Origin of the sequence: Robertmurraya sp. FSL R5-0851 (assembly GCF_038002965.1) — a bacterium.
Classification (GTDB): domain Bacteria; phylum Bacillota; class Bacilli; order Bacillales; family Cytobacillaceae; genus Robertmurraya_A; species Robertmurraya_A beringensis.
Genome location: NZ_JBBOOE010000001.1, coordinates 1,705,493 through 1,728,902 on the forward strand (window position 1 = coordinate 1,705,493; position 23,410 = coordinate 1,728,902).

At 37.2% G+C, this 23,410-nt stretch carries 16 protein-coding genes and 1 riboswitch; of the genes, 12 read left to right on the top strand and 4 right to left on the bottom strand.

The window, feature by feature from the left end; genetic code table 11:
- Nucleotides 1–269 precede the first annotated feature (269 nt).
- The 4 genes from MKX65_RS08820 to MKX65_RS08835 are packed head-to-tail and all read left to right on the top strand — an operon-like array spanning nucleotide 270 to nucleotide 8,032.
- On the top strand, nucleotides 270–1,343 hold the full coding sequence (locus MKX65_RS08820; protein WP_340903273.1) for a Wadjet anti-phage system protein JetD domain-containing protein: 1,074 nt from the start codon (nucleotides 270–272) through the stop codon (nucleotides 1,341–1,343).
- Complete coding sequence (locus MKX65_RS08825; RefSeq protein WP_340903274.1) at nucleotides 1,334–2,848, top strand: hypothetical protein; 1,515 nt, start codon at nucleotides 1,334–1,336, stop codon at nucleotides 2,846–2,848. The genes MKX65_RS08820 and MKX65_RS08825 overlap by 10 nt, the downstream gene beginning before the upstream one ends.
- Nucleotides 2,845–3,591 carry a DUF6063 family protein gene (locus MKX65_RS08830; RefSeq protein ID WP_340903276.1) on the top strand — a complete coding sequence of 249 codons (747 nt, stop codon included), beginning with the start codon at nucleotides 2,845–2,847 and terminating at the stop codon, nucleotides 3,589–3,591. The genes MKX65_RS08825 and MKX65_RS08830 overlap by 4 nt, the downstream gene beginning before the upstream one ends.
- A complete protein-coding gene (locus MKX65_RS08835) occupies nucleotides 3,569–8,032 on the top strand; it encodes a hypothetical protein (RefSeq protein ID WP_340903278.1) in 4,464 nt (1,487 codons plus the stop codon). The genes MKX65_RS08830 and MKX65_RS08835 overlap by 23 nt, the downstream gene beginning before the upstream one ends.
- A gap of 109 nt (nucleotides 8,033–8,141) precedes the next feature.
- Here MKX65_RS08835 and MKX65_RS08840 read toward each other — a convergent pair whose 3' ends face one another.
- Nucleotides 8,142–9,503, bottom strand: coding sequence for a PFL family protein (locus MKX65_RS08840; protein WP_340903279.1), 1,362 nt, complete (start codon nucleotides 9,501–9,503; stop codon nucleotides 8,142–8,144).
- 17 nt (nucleotides 9,504–9,520) lie between these two features.
- Nucleotides 9,521–9,796: an ACT domain-containing protein gene (locus tag MKX65_RS08845; RefSeq protein ID WP_160545501.1), complete on the bottom strand. Its 276-nt coding sequence runs from the start codon at nucleotides 9,794–9,796 to the stop codon at nucleotides 9,521–9,523.
- Nucleotides 9,797–9,887: 91 nt separating this feature from the next.
- Nucleotides 9,888–9,965, bottom strand: a riboswitch (glycine riboswitch).
- A 515-nt stretch (nucleotides 9,966–10,480) separates the two neighbouring features.
- Here MKX65_RS08845 and MKX65_RS08850 point away from each other — a divergent pair.
- The 3 genes from MKX65_RS08850 to MKX65_RS08860 all read left to right on the top strand — a co-directional run bounded on the left by MKX65_RS08850 (nucleotide 10,481) and on the right by MKX65_RS08860 (nucleotide 14,070).
- The gene (locus MKX65_RS08850) at nucleotides 10,481–11,452 is read left to right on the top strand and encodes an ABC transporter substrate-binding protein (RefSeq protein ID WP_340903280.1); all 972 of its coding nucleotides are present in this window, start codon (nucleotides 10,481–10,483) and stop codon (nucleotides 11,450–11,452) included.
- An 87-nt stretch (nucleotides 11,453–11,539) separates the two neighbouring features.
- A complete protein-coding gene (locus tag MKX65_RS08855; protein WP_340903281.1) occupies nucleotides 11,540–13,093 on the top strand; it encodes a sugar ABC transporter ATP-binding protein in 1,554 nt (517 codons plus the stop codon).
- Nucleotides 13,093–14,070 carry an ABC transporter permease subunit gene (locus tag MKX65_RS08860; protein WP_160545713.1) on the top strand — a complete coding sequence of 326 codons (978 nt, stop codon included), beginning with the start codon at nucleotides 13,093–13,095 and terminating at the stop codon, nucleotides 14,068–14,070. The genes MKX65_RS08855 and MKX65_RS08860 overlap by 1 nt, the downstream gene beginning before the upstream one ends.
- Before the next feature lie 72 nt (nucleotides 14,071–14,142).
- Here MKX65_RS08860 and MKX65_RS08865 read toward each other — a convergent pair whose 3' ends face one another.
- Nucleotides 14,143–15,600, bottom strand: a complete 1,458-nt coding sequence (locus MKX65_RS08865; protein ID WP_340903282.1) for an aldehyde dehydrogenase family protein — start codon at nucleotides 15,598–15,600, stop codon at nucleotides 14,143–14,145.
- A 655-nt stretch (nucleotides 15,601–16,255) separates the two neighbouring features.
- Here MKX65_RS08865 and MKX65_RS08870 point away from each other — a divergent pair.
- Complete coding sequence (locus MKX65_RS08870) at nucleotides 16,256–17,560, top strand: IS91 family transposase (RefSeq protein ID WP_083967595.1); 1,305 nt, start codon at nucleotides 16,256–16,258, stop codon at nucleotides 17,558–17,560.
- A 183-nt stretch (nucleotides 17,561–17,743) separates the two neighbouring features.
- Here the strand turns inward: MKX65_RS08870 and sstT are convergent, their stop codons facing one another.
- Nucleotides 17,744–18,994, bottom strand: coding sequence for a serine/threonine transporter SstT (sstT, locus tag MKX65_RS08875; protein WP_340903285.1), 1,251 nt, complete (start codon nucleotides 18,992–18,994; stop codon nucleotides 17,744–17,746).
- A gap of 293 nt (nucleotides 18,995–19,287) precedes the next feature.
- Here sstT and MKX65_RS08880 point away from each other — a divergent pair, with 293 nt between their 5' ends.
- The 4 genes from MKX65_RS08880 to MKX65_RS08895 all read left to right on the top strand — a co-directional run bounded on the left by MKX65_RS08880 (nucleotide 19,288) and on the right by MKX65_RS08895 (nucleotide 23,406).
- Nucleotides 19,288–19,641, top strand: coding sequence for a hypothetical protein (locus tag MKX65_RS08880; RefSeq protein WP_160545497.1), 354 nt, complete (start codon nucleotides 19,288–19,290; stop codon nucleotides 19,639–19,641).
- A 557-nt stretch (nucleotides 19,642–20,198) separates the two neighbouring features.
- Nucleotides 20,199–21,371, top strand: coding sequence for an ABC transporter substrate-binding protein (locus MKX65_RS08885; RefSeq protein WP_340903286.1), 1,173 nt, complete (start codon nucleotides 20,199–20,201; stop codon nucleotides 21,369–21,371).
- A gap of 107 nt (nucleotides 21,372–21,478) precedes the next feature.
- On the top strand, nucleotides 21,479–22,351 hold the full coding sequence (locus tag MKX65_RS08890) for an ABC transporter permease subunit (protein ID WP_160545495.1): 873 nt from the start codon (nucleotides 21,479–21,481) through the stop codon (nucleotides 22,349–22,351).
- A gap of 17 nt (nucleotides 22,352–22,368) precedes the next feature.
- A complete protein-coding gene (locus tag MKX65_RS08895; protein ID WP_340903287.1) occupies nucleotides 22,369–23,406 on the top strand; it encodes a branched-chain amino acid ABC transporter permease in 1,038 nt (345 codons plus the stop codon).
- The last annotated feature ends 4 nt before the right edge of the window (nucleotides 23,407–23,410 follow it).

Sequence of the window (23,410 nt, forward strand, 5' to 3'; positions counted from 1 at the left end):
CATCTTGAATGTGAATAAAAAGAATGCTTAACAGATTATTCCTTCCGAAACAGAAATCAAGCTGGTTGATTTGTCACATTATCGGTCAATTAAATAAATGTTCTCGTTTTATATGTAAACTAATAGCTTAAGGACATGTTTTCTAAAATCAACCATGTCCTTTTTTTTTAACCAACAATTCACTTACAAACAACAGACCAACTAGTTTATAATAAAAGGATGTCCAAATAGGATAACAGTAGGACTTTGACACGAAGTAAAGTAAGTAGGTGATTACTATAGATATCATTGAAACACGGGTGAGAGGTTTTATTGGAGATATTCAACACCCTAAACAAAAAAAGAAGATTAATATTAACGATTTAGAGTTTCAGTTGCGTAAGCTGATGGAGGATTATTTTGAGATGGATGGTTATTCGTTGTTTTATCATTCCATTGAAACATTGCAAGCAGAAGGACAATTGATTCCTATTCAAAATAATCAATATAACGGAAGAACACCGGCGCTCCCCTTATATTACTGGGTGAATATCAAAGTTCAGTCTACCAAGTGGGATCGTTTGGAGATGATGAAGTTAAGTGATCAGTTTGATTTTTCTTATTATGAACGTCATCCTGAATGGCAAACGGTTGAGGAATGGAAACGAATCCATAATGTTTATACTTTTCTCCAAAGCAATCAGGAACGGGAAATCGTTTCATTTGAAGAAAGAAGCTTGGAACTGTTTGGTTATGAAAAATTTTTATTAGATGGTGACAGTTTCCCCGAAGGCAAAGGCTTTTTAGCTAGAATTGGAGTGTCAGAAGAGCAACTGAAAATGGTGAGCTACGGGGAGCCTTTTGTATTTTGGATGAAACAAGGAAAAGAAATAAAAGATATTCAGAGGGTTCTAATTGTTGAGAATCTATCTTTCTTTCATACTTCCATTAAATTATTGGAGGACAACGTACTGGATTATGAACCTGAACTAATTATTTATGGGGAAGGGACAAAAATTGAACGTAGTTTTTCCTTTTTCTTTCGAATGTTTCCGCCCAAATCCTATCTGTTCTATTACGCAGGAGATCTAGATGCCTCAGGATATGGAATCTTGGTTCGGCTTATTGAAAAGTATCCTGAATGCTGTATTCAGCCTGCCTTAAAGATCTATCGGAAAATGCTTGAATGTACAGAACAAAGAAATGACCAGAAATCTGGTCAGACGCAAAATAGCAAATACCGCGATTCCTTTTTCCAATGGTTCACTGAAGAGGAACAAGCATTATTGCTAGAATTGTGGCAGGAAAATAAGCGGATCCCGCAAGAAGTGTTAACAATCGAAACATGGAGGAGATGGATGTGAACGAATCATGGGAAGGCTTCGCCCAGCGAATGCAGCGATTAAATCCTCTATTTGAGCTTGGGAGAGGAATGGAAGTAGGGGAATTGAAACCTCATATCCAAACCATCCTCATGCAAGTGCTCCTCACCATTTTTTATAGAGAACTAAATGATGATGATCATCGAAGCAAATCAGATATCAAGTATATGGTCGAAGATTCGATTAAACAAATGAGACTTTTAGCAGATGACAAACACATTGAACGAATCACGAGTGGTCTTTTATATCAGGGGAAAGAGGAATATAGTAGACCATTTGAAGCCTTATATTACGACGAAATAAGGCAATCTTGGGAAACGCAAACTTTCCGATACGTCACAATGGATGAATTATATACGAATCTAGAAATAGGCGGCTCAATTGTCTATAAATTAACAGATGTCGCTCAGGAAATGATATTTATGAGCCGAGAAATGGCTGAGGAATTCTCGATAACGATTGAACAGCTCTATAGTATGCAGTTGATAAAAAACGGTAATTTTAGAAAAGCTACTCGAAACCTCGATCACCTCATTTCACGAGTAAACCGCTTAATGGCAAATGAATTCACCTTCCAAAAGGAAATGATCAACAATCCCAAAATTTTATTGGTTGAAGAGGAAAGGCAAAGAGCAGACAATCGTGTGGAAATAGAAAAGCAATTTGAAGAGGAAAAAAATCACTTTCGTACGATTACTAGTATGATAGAAAAAACGAAACGTAGAAATGAAGCAGATGATTATATTCAGAGGGAATTGATTCTTCTTCAAGAAAAAATAGGTCATACAAGGCAATTGCATGATCGTTTTGCAAAGCTCGTTATTCAAAATATATCGTATGAACTAAAATTAAAAGCAGAAAATCCGTCATTGTTTTGGGAAAAGAGCATGGTTTCCTTTCGCGAGCATGTGTATGAAAATTGGTTATTTAAAGAAGGCGTTCAGGATTTTAAAGCCATTGAAAACGTAATCTCTTCGTTATTTTCACCGAGAAATGAGTTTATTTTGCCTCTTGATTGGATTTGGGGAGAACAAGAATTTGATGAACAACAATTATCGGATGTTGAAGTGATAGAAGAAGCAGAAGAAAACGAAACTCGTCCACGGGTGACGAACTGGGATTCGGTAATAAGTGCGTGGAGTTATGTGTTTCAATTTTTACAAACAAATAGAGAGTTTTCATTATCCGATCTTGCAACCATGCCATTAGAAGTGCAGGATTTGTGGTTCGAGGAATCTGAAACGATTGATTTATGGATGATGTTTGATAAAAAGCCGTTAAAGGTTCAAGTGCTGCACCGGAAGGAAGAAACACTGAGCGATGAAAGAGAAATTCTTCTCCATAAATTAATGAAAGAATATCCACAATTTCAAGTGTTTGAAGGATCAAAAATCTTTACCATGTTTGATCCTGAAGCCGACCCTATCGTTTGGTACCAAACAAAAATCACCCCTTTTAAATTATGTATAGAGGAGGAGAAACGATGAATGCTGAAACGATCAAAAAAGCGTCAGCGGTCTATTTTACGTTATTAAAAGATAAAGTCATCGAAGAAAATAGTGAACACTTCCAAACCTTCTTTGACCCGGAAGTCAGACAGACGGTTTTATTATTAGCAGACGAATCAGGTACGTATATCATTGAATCGCCCAAACGCATCCATTTAGTCGTTCAGCCAACTGGCTCGGTGTTTGCAACGAATTTCACTCATATGAAAGAGAAGCATCGCCAGATCGAAACGAAAAAACATTTTCACCTGATCAGCGTGATCATCATGTCATTCTTAGCATCGATAGACCGCAACCAGGCGGCAAAAATTCGAACGAAACGGGAAGGCATTAGCTACTATGCCTTAGAACGGTATGTTAATGACTTGATGATGAATTGGGAGAAGATTCTTAAAGTGAAACCTAATTTCGGAGAAGAAGAACGACTGGATATGAAGGAAATGGTGACTACATGGAAATACATGGAGGTCGACACCGAGGATTATGGATTGAAAAAAGGCAATAGAAGAACGAGAATCGGATTAATTGCCAGCGCTATGCGGTTATTAGAGACAGAAGGGTTAATCGTCATTCTGGATCGGGATGATATTCCAAAGGTGATTCCAAAACAGGAGCTATTTGAGAGAATTGAATACTTGTATCATGATTATGACCGTTACGAAGTTTTAAAAAAATTAATGACATCAGAGGAGAATGAGCATGCCGAAAATCCATCGAATTAGAATTGTTGGCCTGAAATATGATGGCATGCAAAAGCAATATAAAGATACGACCTTTAACTTCCATAATGAAGAAACGTCAACTAATGGTCTCATCGCTATGATGAACGGGGGCGGAAAAGGGGTGTTTCTGCAAACGGTCTTCCAAATTCTCAAACCTGGAACATCTTGGGGAAAACAAAACAATCGTTATTATCAGCAATTTTTCTTTAATAATAAAGAGCAGTTTATTCCTTATACCTTTCATGTTCTCATTCAATGGGAACTAGACGGTGCCGATCGCAGACATCTAATCACTGGAGGAATGTTCTCTGCTGAACAGAGAATTTCGATGAGTGAAGAAGGTGGAAATGAAAGTAAATCTTTAGAGCAGGAAGCAAAGATTCTCCCTAATATTACATTTTACACGAGAGAATTTGAACGGAAAGAAGAGGCCGCCGTTGAGCATATTCCACTTTATGAAAATGACGAGGTTGCTGACAGTGAAAGTTTGAAAGATTATCTGAAATGGAATGGATATGACGTTTATAAAGATATAAAGAAGCACTATCGCATCCTTGATACATACGGAATTAACCGTAAAGATTGGGACATTATGAAGGATATCAACAAGGATGAAGGTGGAGTAGGAAAATATTTTGAGGGAGCTGAAGATGATCATTCCCTTTTCCAAAAACGAATTATTCCTACCGTTAGTCAAGTCTTGCATCGAACGGAACACCAAAAGAATGATCTGGTCGAGATTTTTAAGAGTCAGGCTAGTATTGCCAAGGATCTGCCTGTTCTTTTAAAAAGAGAGCAAGCCCATAAAGAATTTTTAGAAGATATTGTTCCCTTTGAAGAGCATTTAGCTAAAGGGGTCGAACATAAAGAAATTGTTCAGGAAAGTATCAAGGTCGGAAGACAACTTCTTGGTGCATTAGAACTTTTGAAGACAACAGAAACGGAAATGTTACTTACTTTAGAAAAAGACCTAGAGAAGTTAACACTCAAGCAAGAAGACCTACGCTATCAAAAAGATAATTTGGAGTATGCAAAAGCTCATCGAGAGGTAATGGCGTGGGATAAGAAATTAGTAGAAGAAAGAAAAAAACACACCTCCTCTCAAGAAATAGTGAAAGAGAAACTGGAACGAAAAGAACAGCTCGTCTTTCAGTTATTATTGAAAGAGTGGAGTGAGAACGAACAAACGATTCGTTCCCTGTCACAGCAGATTGCCATCTTAGAGCAAAATAGTGGCTTAGAGCAAGTGAATCAAAGAATGGATGAAATCAAAAAAGAAGTAGCACAACAATGGGAGCATTCTTATCTAACCATACAAGAAGGTGTAAGGCAGTACTTGGGCTATCAGAAGTTCTTAAAGAAAAAAGAAACGGAGCTCTCGCAACAGGATAAGCAGAAGACAAAAGAAATCGCGCAAATTAGTACGGAAATGGATTTTCTTTATACACAAATACATGCTTTTGAATCAAAAGATGAGGCACTCATCAAAGAATTTGGTGACCGCTTAACGTATGACTTAAAGGGCTTGATCGAGTCTTTCTCAAAACAAATTGAGGACAAAAACACGAGCTTAGAAGAGATACAAGCAAAAGATAAAGAATCTAGTGAAAAGCAAAATTCACTTGCCTCTTCCCATGGTACGCTCGTCCAATCCATTCAGTTTTCAGAAGAAAAGTGCACGGAATTAAAGGTAGCAAATAACGAGCAAGAGCAAAGAGAATCAAAACTATTAGATAAGCTTCATGGTTTATTAGATGATGTCACAGCACCGTTTACTCACTCTCTTTTATCAAAGTATGCGTTACAGATAGAAGAACTTCTGGCGGGTAACAGACAACAAGGGGAACAAATTAAAAAAGAACTTTGGGAAACGCAGCTTGATCATTCCTTAAATGATGAGGGGTTTTGGATTGCTAATAAAGATGTAAAAGAATTAAAAGAATGGATCGACGAGAAGACAGGCATTGATGTGTTTTATGGTACACAGTTTCTTCAATCATTACGTGCAGAAGATATGGCGAATTATTGCTTAACATATCCGCTCCTTCCGTACGGTTTAGTCGTAAGTCAGCATCAGTGGCAAAAAATTAATCAGCAGGTTCTATCAGGAAGAATGTTTAAAAGTCCGGTTCCGATTTTCATGCGTGAGGAAATGAACAGCGACAATCACCCATCTTCCTTTGTCATCATTAACGGAACCGAAAAAGAGTTGTTATCGGATAAGAATCAATTCACCCACTGGAAAATTAGTATGGCTAAACAAATAGAAGAAAAGAAAGATACACTGATTGAGATTGAAAAAACAGAAAACTCCTTACGTCGTATGTTAAAAGAAATCGATCGGTTTTTATCAGGCGAATTATCTAGTGATATCGTAAAAAAACTTAATCAGGAACAGAACGCTCTTCTTACTAAGAAAGCTAATTTGCAGGAAATCATCATTCAACAAGAAAAGGAAAAGGAATTTCAGCTTCAGTTAAAAGAGCAATTGGAACACACAAAGCGAAAAATAGAAAAGCTTACAAAAGATGTGGAAACATTAGAGGAGTTTGAAAAAGAAAAAACACTTCATCAAGAAAATAAACGGGTGAAAGAAGAAAAAGAGAAACTAAAGGAAGCCTTGGTCCTACAGCAACAAGAATTAGGAAAAGAGCACCAACAGATTGTGGAGCTGCAAACCAAGTGGAATCATACGTATGTAGAATGGAAGCTGACAACCGAACAGAATATAAAGGAGATTGCGTTCTTTATGGAAGGAGCAGCTTTTCCACCTGATGAAAAAGTCGACCAAAGTGAAGAAGTTCCACGCCTATCCACTCATTTATTAGAAGAGATAAATGGGAGAATGGAAGAGTTGAAACAGCTTCAAAAATCAAAGGAAGAACAAGCTAGAGAGTTGCTCGTTATTCAAGCAAAGAAAGAAACCGAACAAAAGCAGCAAACAAAATTAGAGAAAAAACTCAAAGCAGCAAATGAGGAGTGGGAAAAGGCCTCTGCACCTGACGAACCTATTAGTATCTTAGAAAATATGCTGCAAACGGCACAGAAGGAAGCAAAGGCTGCGGAAAAGGAAGAACGTGAACAAGGAACGGCTGTAACGGTGGCTGAAACATCGTTGCAGCATGCGACTGAACAGCGTGAAAAGACTGGAAAAAAGATAGCTAAGCATGAAAGACAGCCTGAAGAATGGGCAGATCTTGACTTAGAAGTAAAGGAAGTAGAAATAAAAGACCAAACGAAGATAACGAAGGATGAAGTAAAGAAGACGGAAAAACGTCAGAAAGAAACAGAAACCAATATTGCTAGTTATGAAGGGGACTTGTTAACTCTATCCGTGATCTTAAAGGAAGATGCAGCAGTCTTTACCGAACATGAGCTAGAGTTAATTAAGACTCAAGGGAAAGCATGTATCTTATCCTGGTGCGAAAAACATCAAGAGATTTTAGAAGAAGGACAAGAAAAGCATGCAAAAATTGATCAATCCTTGCGTAACTTAAAGCTTGCAATTGAAGGAAAAGATTGGGAGATTCGTTTTAAGAATGAAGTGTTAACGACATTAGACCATATGGATACAAGGCATTACTCGCATATTCAAAGCATTGTGAAAAATATGAAGCGATTCTCACAAAGTGGTTTAGAACAATTAGAACGAGACAAAGAAAGGGCAGAAAAGGCTCAAAACTTCTGGGCTAGCCGTGCTAGTATGAAAGTGATGAGTATTTCAGAAGCCATTCGTTCCATGATTGTGAAAATGAAGTTGAAAAATGAACGAGGATCTTTCCCTCTCGTCCAATTAAAAGAAGACATCCTGCCTAAAAAGGCGGAAGATATTGAACCGTTATTAAAGCAGCACTTTGTTTCAGCGATAAATAAAATTACAAAGCAATTTGATATGATTGATGATCATAATCGATTATTAGACCAGGAAATTAAACAGCTTATTAGTGACGAGCAAATTTTGTTTGTATCACTGAGAAATCGATATCCTGAGCTACTTGTCTATAATATGAGAACGGATAATGCCTTTATGTATGGGAAACCGCAAAGAGAGCATTACTCCACTTGGCAGACCATTAATCAAGGTTCTAAGACAAAATCGGATGGCAGTGGTGGACAAAAGTTATCAGCTCGCATGGTGATGATGATGATGTTATTATCAGTTAAAAGCGAAACCGATCAAAGCTGGGTTCCTTTAGTCTGCGATAATCCGTTCGGACAAGCTGCATCCACACATGTCCTTGACCCAATCTTTGCAGTTGCCGATAAGTTAAAGTTCCAATTTATCGTTGTCACTCCGCCCGAGCTCGTGAAAACAGAAATCAGCCAACGATTTGACTCCTACTATAAACTGGACTTCATTCGTGAAAAAGGAAAAGAAATAGTCTCCGACACCATCGTTCCAGCCTATCGGATATTTCAAGGAGAAGAAGTCCTTCAATAGGAACATAATGAAAAAATCCACCTTCTATATAGGAAGGTGGGATTTTTTCTAGTAGAGAATCTCGACGTATGGAAAATTTGAAAACACTGTTTTTTTCTTAATTCTAAAATTAATTAATCAGTGCTTGTAGGGGTGCGGGAATTCTTCCGCCGCGATTAATCATATTCTGTGAGCTGAATGGATTTACCCCCATAACGGGTGCTCTCCCAAGTAGTCCTCCAAATTCAACCATTTCTCCTTCTTGCTTTCCAGGTACAGGGATGACCCTTACTGCTGTTGTTTTTTTGTTTATCATTCCGATAGCTGCTTCATCTGCAATCATTGCGGATAGGGTAGCAGGCGTAACATCTCCTGTTATAGCAATCATATCAAGTCCAACTGAACAGACGCATGTCATTGCTTCAAGTTTTGATAAACTTAAAGCACCGTCGATAATTCCTCGAATCATTCCATTATCTTCACTGACCGGAATAAAAGCTCCACTTAATCCACCAACATAAGAACTGGCCATGGCTCCACCTTTTTTCACCGCGTCATTCATGAGGGCCAAGGCTGCGATTGTTCCATGAGTACCCACGCGCTCAAGGCCAATTTCCTCTAAGATTTCTGCAACACTATCATTAATGGCATTGGTAGGAGCCAAAGAGAGGTCCATAATCCCAAACGGAATATCGAGCCTCTCGGCTACCACTCTACCAATAAGCTCACCTGCACGTGTAATTTTGAACGCTGTTTTTTTGATAATATCAGATACTTCTCCAAGGTCAGCATGTGGGTGTTTTTTTAACGCGTTCAATACGACACCAGGGCCACTAACACCAACGTTAATAACCGCTTCGCCTTCTCCAGCTCCATGAAAAGCTCCAGCCATAAATGGATTATCTTCAACAGGATTACAAAACACAACGAGCTTAGCACAAGCAATTCCATTTTGATCCTTTGTCCGCTCGGCTGCTTCTTTGATAACAAAACCTAATTGCTTAACCGCATCCATATTAATACCGGTACGAGTAGTCGCCACTGAAACAGAGGCGCAAACTCTTTCTGTTACACTAAGTGCTTCTGGCAAGGCTTTAAGTAAGGTCTCATCACCTTTAGAAAAACCTTTGTGAACTAGGGCAGAGAATCCTCCGATAAAATCCACACCTAATTGCTTTGCCGCTAGATCAAGTGTTTTTGCAAGCTCTACCGTTTGTTCAACGGTTGCGTTTCCTAGGATTTCAGCAATGGGCGTAATAGATATACGCTTATTAATAATCGGCACGCCAAATTCTTTTTCTGTTTCTACTGCTACTTTCGTTAAATCCTTAGCATAAGTAGTAATTTTATGAAATACATTTTGCTGCATTTTATGGAAATCGGAATCCGCACAATCACGGAGACTGATTCCCATTGTTACGGTTCGAATATCTAGGTTTTCCATCTGAACCATTCGTATAGTTTGAAGGATTTCATCCATTGCAATTGTCATAGTCTGTCCCCACCTAACTAAATTCTGTGCATCGCTTGAAAAATCTCTTCAAGCTGAATGTTTATTTTTAAGTCCATTTCCTCCCCAACTAAATCCAGTTGGTCACGGAGTTGTGACAAATTTTCGTTACCGGTCACATCAATAATCATCATCATCGTAAAAAAGTCTTGTAAAATAGTTTGGCTGATATCCAAAATATTCATGTTATTATCAGCAAGAATCGTTGTTACTTTAGAAATAATGCCAACCTTGTCCTTTCCGATCACACTTACCACTGCACGTCTTCTTTCCATTTGTTCCACCTCATTATTTTTTTGAAATAAAAAAAGATTGGAGTATCTCCAATCTCGGGTAAGAAGAGTGTGCAAAAATATTATTATGCAAACATTCTCTTCTGTCCTTTTGCCTGAGATTGTGAATCCTTCGGCGCCGTATGCATACGGTCTCTCCAGAAGCTGCTCCGGTAATAGTTTGATCCACTACCATCATGGCGGCTGTATTGAATTAAGTTAGATATTATCAATAAATAATAATTCAGTCAATTAAAATTTGAGAAAAATAAAAAAAGACTATATCAATTTTGACTTTTCTGAAAATTGTTATTGAAAAATGGTAAAAAAGAACATATAATCAAAAATGAGCATAAACGATCAAAAACATCCACGTTTATGAATGAATGCAAATGATTTATGAAAGCGCTCTATTTTTGGAGGTGAGGCTTATACATAATAAAGGAAAATCTATTAGATAGTGAATTTTTATTTTACTTTACAGAAAAAAGCAAGAAAAAAGTACGATTCAGGGGGACCCACGGCCAAATGGAAAAAACCCCTAAATCATACCTCTATTTGAGTATGCCTAAAATTATATAGAATTTTAGAACTCATTTTTATGGTATGGCAAAACAGACTTTTTTTCAAGTATTTTAAAAAAACGACTATTATTCTAGGAAATTATTATTTGGAGGTTTTGATACCATGAAAATTATGAAGAGATTTCACATTATATTATTCGTATTACTTTTAACTTTATTAAATGCTTGTAGCAGTGGAGAGAGTTCTTCTACGAATGCTACGGATGAAAATAATACTGAAGATAAAGAAAAGCAACTGAAGATCGGGTTGACGGTTCCAACTTTGGGGAATCCATTCTTCGTAGCCATGTCCAAAGGAGCTGAAGAAGTTGCTGCTAAGTATGATGCTGAAGTCATTACAGTGAGTGCCGATCATGATCTGGCAAAGCAAACGGCTCAAATTGAAGACTTTATTACAAAGAAAGTGGATCTTATTTTATTAAGTCCATTTGATTCAGCTGGAATTGCAGGTGCAGTTAGTCAAGCAAAAGCAGCAGGAATTCCGGTTGTTGCTCTTGACGGTTTTGCAGAAGGTGGAATCGATACAGTGGTGATGTCAGATAATGTTCAAGCGGGGAGATTAGCTGCTGAGTACCTAGTAGAGCAATTGAATGAAAAAGGAAATATTGTCATTATTGATGGACCTCCTGTATCAGCGGTTACAGACCGAATTAAGGGCTTTAATGAAGTGATAAGCAAATATCCTGACATTAAAGTGGTTGCTAACCAAAACGGTGAAGGTAACCGTGAGAAGGCGCTAACTGTAATGGAAGGAATATTATCTGCAAATAAGAAAATTGATGCCGTTTTCACGATCAACGACGAAGAAGCGGTTGGAGTACAAATTGCTCAAGAACAAGCTGGTAGAGAAGATGAGTTCTTCCTCGTAAGTGTTGATGGTGCTCCAGCTGCTGTTGATGCACTAAATAAAGGTGGTAGCTTTGCCGGAACTTCAGCACAGTTCCCTAATCAAATGGTAATTGATGGTGTAGCTTTAGCATTAAAAATAATAGATGGAGAGAAAGTTGACTCAGAAGTTCTTATCCCTACTGAATTCATTACTCAAGAAAATGTTGATTCATATAGTGGGTGGTAATCCATACCCCTCGGAATGAAAAGATAAACATAGTGCTCAATATCGAGCACTATGTTTACACCAAATGTAAAGTAAGGAGGGGCAGGAATGAATGTAACGAAAGAGCAACAAACGAAGCATCAATCTATAAATATACAACCTATTATGAGTATGAAGGACGTATCAAAGCAGTTTTCTGGTGTGAAGGTGTTACATAATGTTGAAATTGATCTTTTTAAAGGGGAAGTTCATGCATTAATGGGTGAGAATGGTGCAGGGAAATCTACTTTAATGAAAATAATGGCAGGTGTGTACCAGCCGGATGGTGGATCGATCGTCTATAAAGGTGAAGAAGTGCGGTGGAATCATCCCATGGATGCTAGAAGTAAAGGCATTAGTGTGATTCATCAAGAGATAAGCTTATCTCCCAACTTATCGATTGGAGAAAATATATTAATGGGTACCAGTTTAAAGAAAAATAGAATGGGTTTAATCAGCTGGAATGATATTTATGAGAAGGCAGAGAAAATTTTAACATCGATTGGTTCTACATTGGATCCTCGAGCAGATGTTAGTTCATTAAGTGTCGCTCAACAACAAATGGTAGAAATAGCTCGTGCACTATCACTTAACTCAGAAATATTAATCATGGATGAACCAACCGCCTCTTTAACAGACAAAGAAATAGAGAAGCTTTTTACAATCATAGATGAATTAAAAAGAAAAGGTGTTGCGATTGTTTATATTTCCCACCGAATGGATGAAATTTTTAAAATTTCCAATCGTTTTACCGTACTTCGAGACGGTCGATTGGTCACAAGCGGTCCAATATCTGAAACAAATCCTACGCACCTAGTAAAACTTATGGTAGGACGAGAATTAAATGAGCTGTTTGTAAGAGAGAGAAAGGAAAATAATATAGGAACGAAGAATCAACCAGTACTCGAGTTGAAAGGTGTCTCAGACAAAAAGATCGTGAAAAATGTCTCTTTGAAAATTTATCCTGGGGAAATTGTTGGTTTAGCAGGACTTGTTGGAGCTGGTCGAACAGAGCTTGTAAGAACCATCTTTGGATTATCAGAATTGTCTGAGGGCGAAATCATCATAGAAGGTAACTTGGTTCAAATAAAAAATCCAATTGATGCAATAAAGCTAGGAATAGCCCATGTACCTGAAAGCAGGAAAGAACAGGGTTTATTACCCAATCTATCTGTTAAAGAAAATATCATGATGGTACAGTTTCCTATGTACCGTAAATTTAAGTTCTTGCAGTACAAGAAAATCAACCGTGAAGCGGATCGTTATATTGAGGAACTTGGAGTCAGAACGGCATCTAAAGAACATAACGTAATGGGCCTTAGCGGTGGAAATCAGCAAAAAGTCGTTATTGCAAAATGGCTTTCTATTGGTCCAAAAGTATTGTTACTCGACGAGCCAACACGTGGGGTAGATATAGGTGCGAAAACAGAGATTCATAAAATTATTAATCAACTAGCTGAGAAAGGGCTTGCTGTATTGATGATTTCTTCTGAATTACCCGAAATTCTTGGAGTGAGTGATCGCATATTAGTAATGCACGAAGGTAAATTAAAAGTTGAACTGTCTCATGAGGAAGCAACACAGGAAAAAATCATGTACTATGCTACAGGAGAGGTTAAATGATGAATATAAATGTACAATCTACTAATCCAACAGTAGTTACGTTCAAGGATCGTTCCAAACAAATATTTAATCAGCTGGGCATGTTAATCATTCTTGCTTTGTTAATCGTAGTTATGAGTGTAATAGCACCAAATTTCACAGATTCAAGTAATATATTAAACGTATTGAAGCAAAGCTCGATTACAGCAATCCTGGCTGCTGGAATGACGGTAGTGATTCTAACAGGTGGGATAGATTTATCAGTTGGTTCGACTCTCGCTTTAAGCGGTGTTATATCTGTTTTACTTTCAAATGCTGGTGCTCCTGTTGGTTTAGCGATGTTAGCTGGAGCTGGTGTTGGATATGTGGCTGGGGCGATTAACGGTTATTTAACAGCAGTACCCAAGCTTCCGGCGTTTATCGTCACACTTGGTAGTATGACCTATTTAAGAGGATTGGCTTATGTCATTACAGGTGGTTATCCCGTAGTTTTAGCATCAGAGAAGTTCAAGTTTATTGGAGCGGGTGAAATATTTGGAATACCTACTCCGATCTATATCATGGCCATAGTTTATCTCATCATGTTTGTCGTATTGAAATACACGATGTTTGGACGCCATGTCTATGCGATTGGCGGCAACGAAGAGGCTGCCCATCTAACCGGAATTAAAGTGAATCGTACATTAATTAATGTCTACTCGATCAGTGGTTTGCTTGCAGGTATTAGTGGAGTGGTGATGGCAGGGCGCTTATTCTCTGGACAGCCGATGGTGGGTATCGCGTTTGAACTGGATGCGATTGCAGCAGTCGTTCTTGGTGGTACTAGTTTTGTAGGAGGACGAGGAAGAATACAAGGAACCATCATTGGCGTGTTAATTGTGGCTGTACTAACAAATGGGATGACCTTGCTTAACGTAGATTATTATTGGCAACAAGTCGTAAAAGGGATAGTCATTGTCATTGCTGTTCTGCTTGATCGAATGCGCAGTAAAAATTAATAGAAAAGTGGAAATTTGAAAGCACATGAGAGCGAATTGTATTCTCATGTGCTTTCAAGTTTTGATTAATATTTAGAATGGATACTGTCTGTTTGTTGTTTGAATAGATACCCATTTCGTTACTGTGAATTCTTCGACCACCCATGGATTTCCGAATCGACCTAATCCACTAGCTTTATTTCCTCCGAATGGAATATTTGGAGCATCATTTACGGTTTGGTCATTAATATGTGTCATCCCGCTATCAATTTGGAGGGCTAATTCTTCTCCCCGGGCTAAGTCCTTTGTAAATATGGCTGAACTTAGTCCATAATCAGTATCGTTAGCGATTTCAATGGCCTCACTATCTGTTTGTGCCTTAATAATAGTAGCAATAGGAGCAAATAACTCGGTTTGTGCCAATTTACTAGAATTATTGACATTCGTGAAAACAAATGGAGTAAGGACGTTACCCACTCGTTTCCCTTCTAAAGCAACAGTTGCTCCTTCAAGTTTCGCTTCTTCAATGTATTGAAGGGCTTTTTCCAATTGGCGCTCGTTAACCAATGGCCCAATAACTGTCTTTGGATCACTTGGATCTCCAAACGGAAGTTCTCTCGCTCTAGCTACAAATTTATCAACAAACTCATCATATTTATCTTTATGAACAATGATTCGGTTAATAATCATACAAATTTGTCCTTGGTGAATAAACTTTCCAAAGATAGCAGCATTCACAGCTTGTTCGACATCGGCATCTGACAGGACAACAAATGGACTGTTTCCACCTAATTCAAGAGCTACACGTTTTAAATTTTGTCCTGCGATGGCACCAATACGTCTTCCGACAGCAGAAGAGCCAGTAAAGCTTATTAGCTTGGATTGAGGGTTGGTTAACATCTCATCTCCAATTTCTTCAATATCAGACAAAATCACATTTAAAACACCTTTTGGCAGCCCGGCATATTCAAATGCTTTTGCAATGATGATCCCGCCTGAAAGTCCCACTTGGATATCTGGCTTATGAACAACGCTATTTCCTAAAGCAATTGCTGGAGCAATCGTTCTCATAGACAGATTCATTGGAAAATTAAAAGGTGAAATAGAAGAAATAACTCCCAGTGGGAGACGGTAAATATGATGTAATTTCTCAGGTGATCCAGGTACTTCTTTTAATTTATAAATTTCATCAGCATATTTTATGGATTCCTCTAAAAATTCTAGGGTAAGATGTAACTCCACATTGGCCTTTAAAAAAGTGCCACCCGTTTCTCGTACGATGATAGAAACTATTTCTTCACGATTCATAGTTAAATATTCTGCAGCCTTATGTAGAACCGCTCTTCTATCTTCAACGGTAGACTTGGCCCATTCTTTTTGAGCTCTTTGGGCATGATTGAATGCTTCAGTTAGCTGTTCTTTGGTAGCAAGATGTACTGAGGTAATCGCAGAATGATCATATGGATTTAAAATATCATAGGTTCGTTCACTTTTTCCTTCCGTCCATTCGCCGTTAATATAACTCTTGTTTAATACCTGTGTTGATTGCATGTTTAGTCTCCTCTCACCATTTGATAACGCTTACAATGATTTTTGTAATAGGAATTCGATTATTAATGTGAGTATATTAGATTCTTCTGATGTTGAAAAGAAGGTTGTTGCTATATATTAAACGATTTAAAAATTTTTTGGATGAAGTCTTGGACATCACTTTGTTTAATCATCCACTATTTTGGTCATAAAGAATAAAAAAGTGGATGTGATGACAATGGAAGAACATGAAGGGAATTTTGCTAAAGGATTTACGTGGGCTATGGTGATTAGTCTTCCGATATGGATAGGTATTATTGGTGTTATTAAATTCATTTCAAAGTAATGATTGTTGTGTTTAAGATTCATTAGATTCGGGTAAAGTCCAACACGTTAATCTAGGATAGGAGCGGTACATATGACGTTAATATCTAAGATACTGTATAGTTGGCACAATTTTCGAATGAATTATCATTTTTTATTAGTGGAAAGCTGTTTGGATGATGACTTGAGAAGTAAGCTAATAGAAAAATTTGAATATCATAAAGAAAAGGTAAATCAGGTAAAAAACAACCCCCATTCAGCTAAATGAATGGGGGTTAGTATTTATTTAAAGATAAGAAAGTATAAAAATTTGGGTCTACCACAGTCATTTAAGCTGTGGTATTTTCATTTTATGGAGACCAATATATTGAGAAGAATATTTTTTGATAAACACCAACATTGGGAAGCTTTCAAAAGAAAACACGGTGCTAAAATCCGCCCTATCGTAATTAAGGAGGTTGAGAAATTTCGAGATTGTGGGGATATCAAAAATGGATTTAAGTTATTTGTGTGTGAAGGTTGTCATGATGTGCGAAAGGTTCCTTACCGATGTAAAGGTCGATTTTGTACCACGTGCTCTGTTGGAGAAAGTGAAGAATGGAGTAGGTTACTTACTGAAGATGTTCTTCAGGTTAATCATCGGCACGTAATTTTTACGATTGATGAAGGACTAAGAGATGTATTTCTCCTTCACCGACATCTATTAAAAGATTTAATGGATGCTTCTGCAAGACTACTTACTGACTTTTTCAAAAAGAAAGCAAAGGTAACACCTGGGATTATTGCTGGACTCCACACTTTTGGTTCAAGGGTCAACTTCAATCCTCACGTACATATGTTAGTTACAATGGGTGGATTAACAGAAAAAGGAGAATGGAAGCAGTATGATTTCTTGCCATTTACGATGCTTCGTAAACAATGGCAAACGGTCGTATTAAAATTAATTAGAAACGGAGTTTCACCAAGAGAAAAGAAAAGAATCCAACCAAGACTTCAAAAGGCGTTCACCAATAATGGCGAAGGCTTCTATGTGTATGCACCTAAACAGAGGGGAAAAATAAAAGAACAACTTCGTTATATTGGCCGTTATATTCGTCGACCAGCGATTGGAATCAATCGGATTGAGGCATATGATGGGCAATTCGTTACGTTCAAATATAAGGATAAAACTGACGGAAAAGACAAATCCGAAACCGTAAGTGTCGAAGAATTTATTTCACGTTTAATTCGCCATATCCCAGACGAGCAATTTAAAACTATTCGGCATTACGGTATGTATTCTAGAAGATCAAAAAACTTGTGTAAAAAAGTGTTGAGTACTTGGCAACAAAAAGCAAGACGTTGGGTTGTAAAAGTTAAGAAAACCTTACGTCGCCAGACGTGGCGTGAAAGAATAGTAGCCAGTGGCAAGAAAGACCCTCTCGTTTGTCAGAGGTGTGAATGTTACTATGAATACAAGGGAGAAGTCTGCCTTGAAAATGGTAAATTAGAAATAAAGGTAGCCTTATGCAAAACTACAAGAGCTTATTTAGAAAGGATGATTAACGATCTCACCGGTATCAAAAACCCGCAAAAAGGGAAAGAAAAAGAAGAAAAACATAAGCCTAAACCAGTCCAAGCAACAGAGCGTCAACTATGTTTGTTTGGCGTGTCATGAGAAAGAAGAGATTCCTATTAACGTGGTAAGGGATTTCGATTTAATGGATGATGGAGATCCGACAACTCCTCCTATGTTTGCATGTGAAAAATGTGGGGGTGAAATGTATCCTGAGTATTATAAAGGGGTACATGGCATAGAGTACAAATTATCGGATATTCTCTAACCATGAAAAGGACCGGGCTATGCCCGGTTTTTCTTAGAAGCACTAATCTTAACTGCTTTACCTTCTTTACGCTTCTTTGCGTATTCAGCAGTAGCTGTATAAAGTACGTCAGATGATGAATTAAGAGCCGTTTCACAAGAGTCCTGTACCACACCGATGATGAAACCAACTGCAACTACTTGCATGGCCACATCATTAGAAATTCCAAATAAGCTACAAGCTAAAGGAATAAGCAGGAGTGAACCACCAGCAACACCTGAGGCACCCGCAGCAGAGACAGCTGCTAAAACACTAAGGATTAGGGCAGTACCAATATCAACTTGAATACCTAGGGTGTGAACAGCTGCTAGAGTCAGAACAGAAATCGTAATCGCTGCACCAGCCATGTTAATCGTTGCCCCTAGAGGGATAGAGACAGAATAGGTGTCCTTATCTAGATCTAGTTTTTCGCATAATGTCATATTAACTGGAATATTTGCTGCTGAACTACGAGTAAAGAAGGCCGTAATTCCACTTTCTTTTAAGCATTTAAATACTAATGGATAAGGGTTTGTACGAATGTTTACATAAACGATGATTGGATTCACCACAAGAGCAACAAAGAACATACAACCTACTAGTACAAGAAGTAGTTTTCCATAGTCTAATAATGCAGATAATCCGTTTGTTACGATTGCATCATACACAAGACCCATAATTCCAATTGGTGCTAAGCTGATTACCCATTTAACAAGTTGAGAAATCGCATTTGAAAAGCTTTCTAACAGGTTTTTAGTTGAGTCATTAGCACTGCGAAGGGCGATTCCAAGAAGGATAGCCCAAGTGAGAATACCAATATAATTTGCATTGATTAGAGCATTTACTGGATTATCAACAATATTAAATAATAATGTTCTAAGGACTTCAACAATTCCTCCAGGAGGAGTTAGGTCATCAGCTCCGGATGTAAGAGTTAAACTAACCGGGAAGATAAAGCTTGCCACAACCGCAACAAGTCCTGCTAAAAAGGTACTGGCTGCATATAACCCGATAATAGATTTCATATTGGTTTGTTGACCAGTTCTGTGCTTAGAAATGGCGTGCATAACTAGGAAAAGAACTAACACTGGGGCAACAGCCTTTAGTGCTCCTACGAATAATGAACCGAAAATAGATACCCATTTTGTTGCATCCGGAATCGCTAAAGCAAAGATGATTCCGATAATCATGCCTACGAGGATACGTTTAACAAGGCTCACTTCATTCCACTTAAGAAATAGATTTTTCATTTTACCCTCCAATTTTATAAATTAAAAATAAAGACTGAAAACAAAGCTATTTTGCTTTGCTACGTTAATATCAGATAGTTTAACACGAATATTATAAATTGTGAAATAAATTATTATATTGAAATATTTGAATTTTTGTTCAATTTACCTATATTAGGGCAATGAAGAAAAATTAAATGTTCAGAAAATTATATAAATACTAACTTGAGGATAATAAGTGATGATTATCTGTGTTACAAGAACGTTTCCGCTCATACACTTTTCTTAATAGTATTTCTAAGGAGATGAAGTGTATGAATCATGAGATGCAGAAGGCACTTTTACTTGCTGATGCTATAAAGGGTTTTATTCAATTTGTTGAAAAACATAAAAACAGTTTCATGGTCGAGTCAGATAAAATATACCAAGTAAAACTATTTATTAGCGAATATAAGTTTAAGATTATTGCGGATGAACTTCATCGAATCAATCAGTTTGAATGGGATGAAAAGTACACTTACTATTTAGTTGATAGTTTTCAAAAAGGACTCACCACTATTGATGAATATGTCCAACATAACTATAATGATTTGTTTATATTGACGGCTAGACTGTACACACTTAAGAATTTTAGCGATTCTTTTCAGTTCAATAGGTCTTTTAAATAATCTGAGAAAAAATGTGAAAGTGTTTGGTTAACCCGAAGTATGTGTTAAAATGAAATTCCTTGGCAGGGGCATTATTTTGTATATTTGAATATGTGAGGAGCAGGGGGCTTGATGTATAGTCCCCTGCTTTCTTATTTTTTATGAAAGAAACTGGATCGAAGTTCTTTAAGTCAAATTATTAATATTAGGAGAGTTTCAGAATTCTACTACTATAAAAAGTTTATAAATCATAGTTTCTCCACAAAAATGACGAAAATGATCTTGTTTTTTAGTATATGGTGTAGGTATTTTTAAAAATACCCATCAATTATAATCTAATTACAGATATTTCTGAACATTCTTGAATATTATTTCTCCGCTTATTTTGACTCCATTCTAAAAAGCTTCTTGGTTATTTATCTCTTATGTTTTGAAAGCGGATACAATAGGTTTTTTAGTGGAGGTGAAAGGTTTATTTTTATTATTTAATGACACAAATTGTTACGAACTAATTTTTACTTTCAGGGTTTAGAAGATGCGAATGTTGCAATTAAACATGGTTAAAAGGGGGACTTAAAATGAAAAAGTTTTGGAAATCTATTTGTTCGTTTAGTTTGATGTTAATTTTAGTCATAGCTTTGTCTGCTTGTAACACGGAAACTTCTAGTAGTAATGATAAAAATGATGGTGACGGTGATAAAGAGGTTATAAAAATTGGAGCTATTTTTGCCGAAACCGGTCCTGCTTCTACTTTAGGAAAAACTCAGGCGAATTATGTGAAGCTCATCCAGCAACAATTAGATGAAGAAGGATCTATAAATGGAAAGAAAATTGAAATTATTATGCAAGACTATGAAACGGACGATACAAAAGCTGTGATTGCTGCAGACAAATTAATTTCAGAAGGGGTAGTTGCGGTTGTTGGTGCCACTCAAGCTAGTACCTCAATGGCAATCTTACCCAAAATCTCTAGCGAGGGAATACCATTAATGACTGTGGCTCCTGTTAATCCTGAAGCGAAGGATATTTATCAAATGGCACCAAGTAACTTAACGAATGCTAACTTAATAATTGAATTCTTAAAAGAAAATAATATTTCAAAAGTAGCCTGGATTAATGCTCGTGATGGGTTTGGAGTAGAAGGTCTCCCTTCCTTTGAAAAGGTAGCAAAAGAAAATGACATAAAAATCGTGGCACATGAGGAATTTGATGCAACTGCTACGGATATGACGGTTCAATTAACAAATATTCGGAAAGAGAATCCAGAGGCAGTAATCGTTTGGTCAAGAACACCAGGTGCTGGAATCGTAGCACGTAATTTTAAAGCACTCGGGTTTGATATTCCTATGATTCAATCTTCTGCATCTGCTAATAAAGGGTTCTTAGACCAAGTGAAAGATAATAATGAAAATATCTACGTAATTGGCAGTAAATTAAGTGTTGTTGATCAATTACCAAATGGAGAGCAAAAAGACAGATTAGAAAAGTTCCGTGAAGATTATCGTGCAATGTTTAATAGTGATCCTGATAATTTTACCGCACATGCAGCGGATGGGTTCCATCTACTAATTGAGGCGATTAAAGCAGGAAATACCACCTCTGAAGATATTCATAATTACTTAAAGACAGAAGTCAATAAGTATTCTGGGTTAACGGGTTCCTTCGAATTACAATCGGATTATGTAGGACCTTACGAAGATGGATTCTCAGTTCTTGGTATTGAGAATAATGAATGGAAGTATTATGAGTAGAATTAGTTCCATCGTTGTGTTTTTAAGAGTATCTAGATGGTAAGAATAAAAAGGACCAATGGCAGAAACATAGGCTCTGCCATTGGTATTAAGAAAGGAGTACCTCCATGGAATTACTCATGCAATATATCGTAACGGGGCTAACAGTTGGAAGTATCTATGCTTTATTAGCCATCGGTTTTGTGACTATCTATAACATTACCGGCATATTAAACTTTGCCCAGGGTGAATTTGCGATGATTGGTGCGCTGACTTGTATTACTTTTGCGAATGCAGGACTACCAATATCTGCATCTATTATTTTAGCTATTCTTATCTCAGCTACCATAGGGTTAATAGTAGAACGTACGGCTATTCGACATGCTAGAAATACTACAGTCATTATCTTAATCATTATTACAATAGGAGTTTCCACCTTCTTAAAGGGGATGGGATTAATTATATGGGGGACCAATCCGAAGCAACTTGCTCCCTTAATTAAAATGGAACCCATTCATTTTATGGGTGCAGTTATTAACCCTCAAAGTATTTTTATTTTCATCGTTTTGTTAATCCTGTTAGCTGTGCTATACGTATTCTTTGAAAAAACCTATATCGGTTCTGCATTACGAGCATGTGAAAAGAATCAACGTGCCGCGAAACTTATGGGGATCAATACAAGTACCATGTCAGCCTTGGCTTTCACTTTGGCTGCCGCATTAGGAGCTATTGCTGGAATTTTGATTACCCCTATTACTGACGCAACGTATGAAATGGGATTTCTAATTGGTGTAAAAGGATTTGTTGGGATGGTCATTGGAGGTATGCATAGTATTCCAGGGGCAGTAGCAGGCGCTTTAATTGTCGGTTTGTTGGAAACTTTTTCTGGAGGTTTTATCTCCACGTTTTATAGTGATGCGATAACATTTCTCGTACTGATCCTTGTTTTATTTTTTAAACCGAATGGAATATTTGCAAGAGCTTCAGGTGAGAGAGTTTAGTAGGGGGGGGAATATAGATGTCGAAGCTGGAAAAAATCTTGTATGGAAATCGATTGAAACCTATCCTATTTTTAGTGGGACTTATTTTGATTTTACCTCTCGTAGTAAAATCTCCGTATATTTTTACCATTTTAATCTTAATAGGAATCTATTCAATCGTCTCTCTAGGTTTATGTCTGTTAATTGGTTATGCAGGACAAATATCCCTCGGGCATGCAGCTTTCTTTGGAATAGGAGCTTACACGTCGGGTGTGTTAACTACTAGTTTTGAGCTTTCACCCTGGATAGCACTTACTATAGGAATGGTTACTACTTTTTTTATCGCTTATATAATTGGAATACCTATTTTAAAATTGAAAGGTCATTTTTTAGCTCTTGCAACACTTGGAATTAACATCATATTTTATATTTTAATTTTAGGTCTTAATCAGTTAACAGGTGGAGCCGCAGGTTTAATAGGGATACCCTCCTTGTCTTTATTTGGAGTACCGCTTACAGATAAATTATTTTTCTACTTCTTTGTTTGGACGGCTGCTGTTCTTGTTCTATTATTATCACTAAATATCGTCCGCTCTCATGTAGGGAGAGTGTTAAGAAGCATTCATGATAGCGAAATAGCAACAGAGACACTTGGAGTGAAAGTGGAGAATTATAAAGTTGCTATTTTTGCATTAAGTGCTGCTTTTGCATCGCTAGCAGGAAGTATGTATGCTCACTATATTACCTTTGTTGCTCCACCTACATTTTATATAACAAAATCAATCTTGTTTTTAATTATGGTAATGGTTGGAGGGGCAAGCTCCGTTTGGGGTGCGATTCTAGGAACAACAGTTATTATGTTTTTGAATGAGATCATTCGCTTTGTAGGACACACTTATTTTGGTATTAGTGGAGAAGTGGAGATTGTTGTTTACGGATTAATTATTATTTTGATTATGATGTTCTTACCAAAAGGGCTGATACATGTTATTTCAAAACCGATTCAAAAGATTAAGCCCAAAAAGAAAGTAAGTGTAAAGGCTCATAAAGATATGATTTCTCAAAAAGGAGTTTAATAGG

What these genes read in the sequence shown, in the direction of transcription:
- sstT (WP_340903285.1), bottom strand. Translation starts at nt 18,994, where the DNA reads ATGAAAAATCTATTTCTTAAGTGGAATGAAGTGAGCCTTGTTAAACGT.
- MKX65_RS08855 (WP_340903281.1), top strand. Translation starts at nt 11,540, where the DNA reads ATGAATGTAACGAAAGAGCAACAAACGAAGCATCAATCTATAAATATA.
- MKX65_RS08885 (WP_340903286.1), top strand. Translation starts at nt 20,199, where the DNA reads ATGAAAAAGTTTTGGAAATCTATTTGTTCGTTTAGTTTGATGTTAATT.
- MKX65_RS08860 (WP_160545713.1), top strand. Translation starts at nt 13,093, where the DNA reads ATGAATATAAATGTACAATCTACTAATCCAACAGTAGTTACGTTCAAG.
- MKX65_RS08825 (WP_340903274.1), top strand. Translation starts at nt 1,334, where the DNA reads ATGGATGTGAACGAATCATGGGAAGGCTTCGCCCAGCGAATGCAGCGA.
- MKX65_RS08870 (WP_083967595.1), top strand. Translation starts at nt 16,256, where the DNA reads ATGGAGACCAATATATTGAGAAGAATATTTTTTGATAAACACCAACAT.
- MKX65_RS08845 (WP_160545501.1), bottom strand. Translation starts at nt 9,796, where the DNA reads ATGGAAAGAAGACGTGCAGTGGTAAGTGTGATCGGAAAGGACAAGGTT.
- MKX65_RS08890 (WP_160545495.1), top strand. Translation starts at nt 21,479, where the DNA reads ATGGAATTACTCATGCAATATATCGTAACGGGGCTAACAGTTGGAAGT.
- MKX65_RS08830 (WP_340903276.1), top strand. Translation starts at nt 2,845, where the DNA reads ATGAATGCTGAAACGATCAAAAAAGCGTCAGCGGTCTATTTTACGTTA.
- MKX65_RS08865 (WP_340903282.1), bottom strand. Translation starts at nt 15,600, where the DNA reads ATGCAATCAACACAGGTATTAAACAAGAGTTATATTAACGGCGAATGG.
- MKX65_RS08850 (WP_340903280.1), top strand. Translation starts at nt 10,481, where the DNA reads ATGAAAATTATGAAGAGATTTCACATTATATTATTCGTATTACTTTTA.
- MKX65_RS08835 (WP_340903278.1), top strand. Translation starts at nt 3,569, where the DNA reads ATGCCGAAAATCCATCGAATTAGAATTGTTGGCCTGAAATATGATGGC.
- MKX65_RS08880 (WP_160545497.1), top strand. Translation starts at nt 19,288, where the DNA reads ATGAATCATGAGATGCAGAAGGCACTTTTACTTGCTGATGCTATAAAG.
- MKX65_RS08840 (WP_340903279.1), bottom strand. Translation starts at nt 9,503, where the DNA reads ATGACAATTGCAATGGATGAAATCCTTCAAACTATACGAATGGTTCAG.
- MKX65_RS08895 (WP_340903287.1), top strand. Translation starts at nt 22,369, where the DNA reads ATGTCGAAGCTGGAAAAAATCTTGTATGGAAATCGATTGAAACCTATC.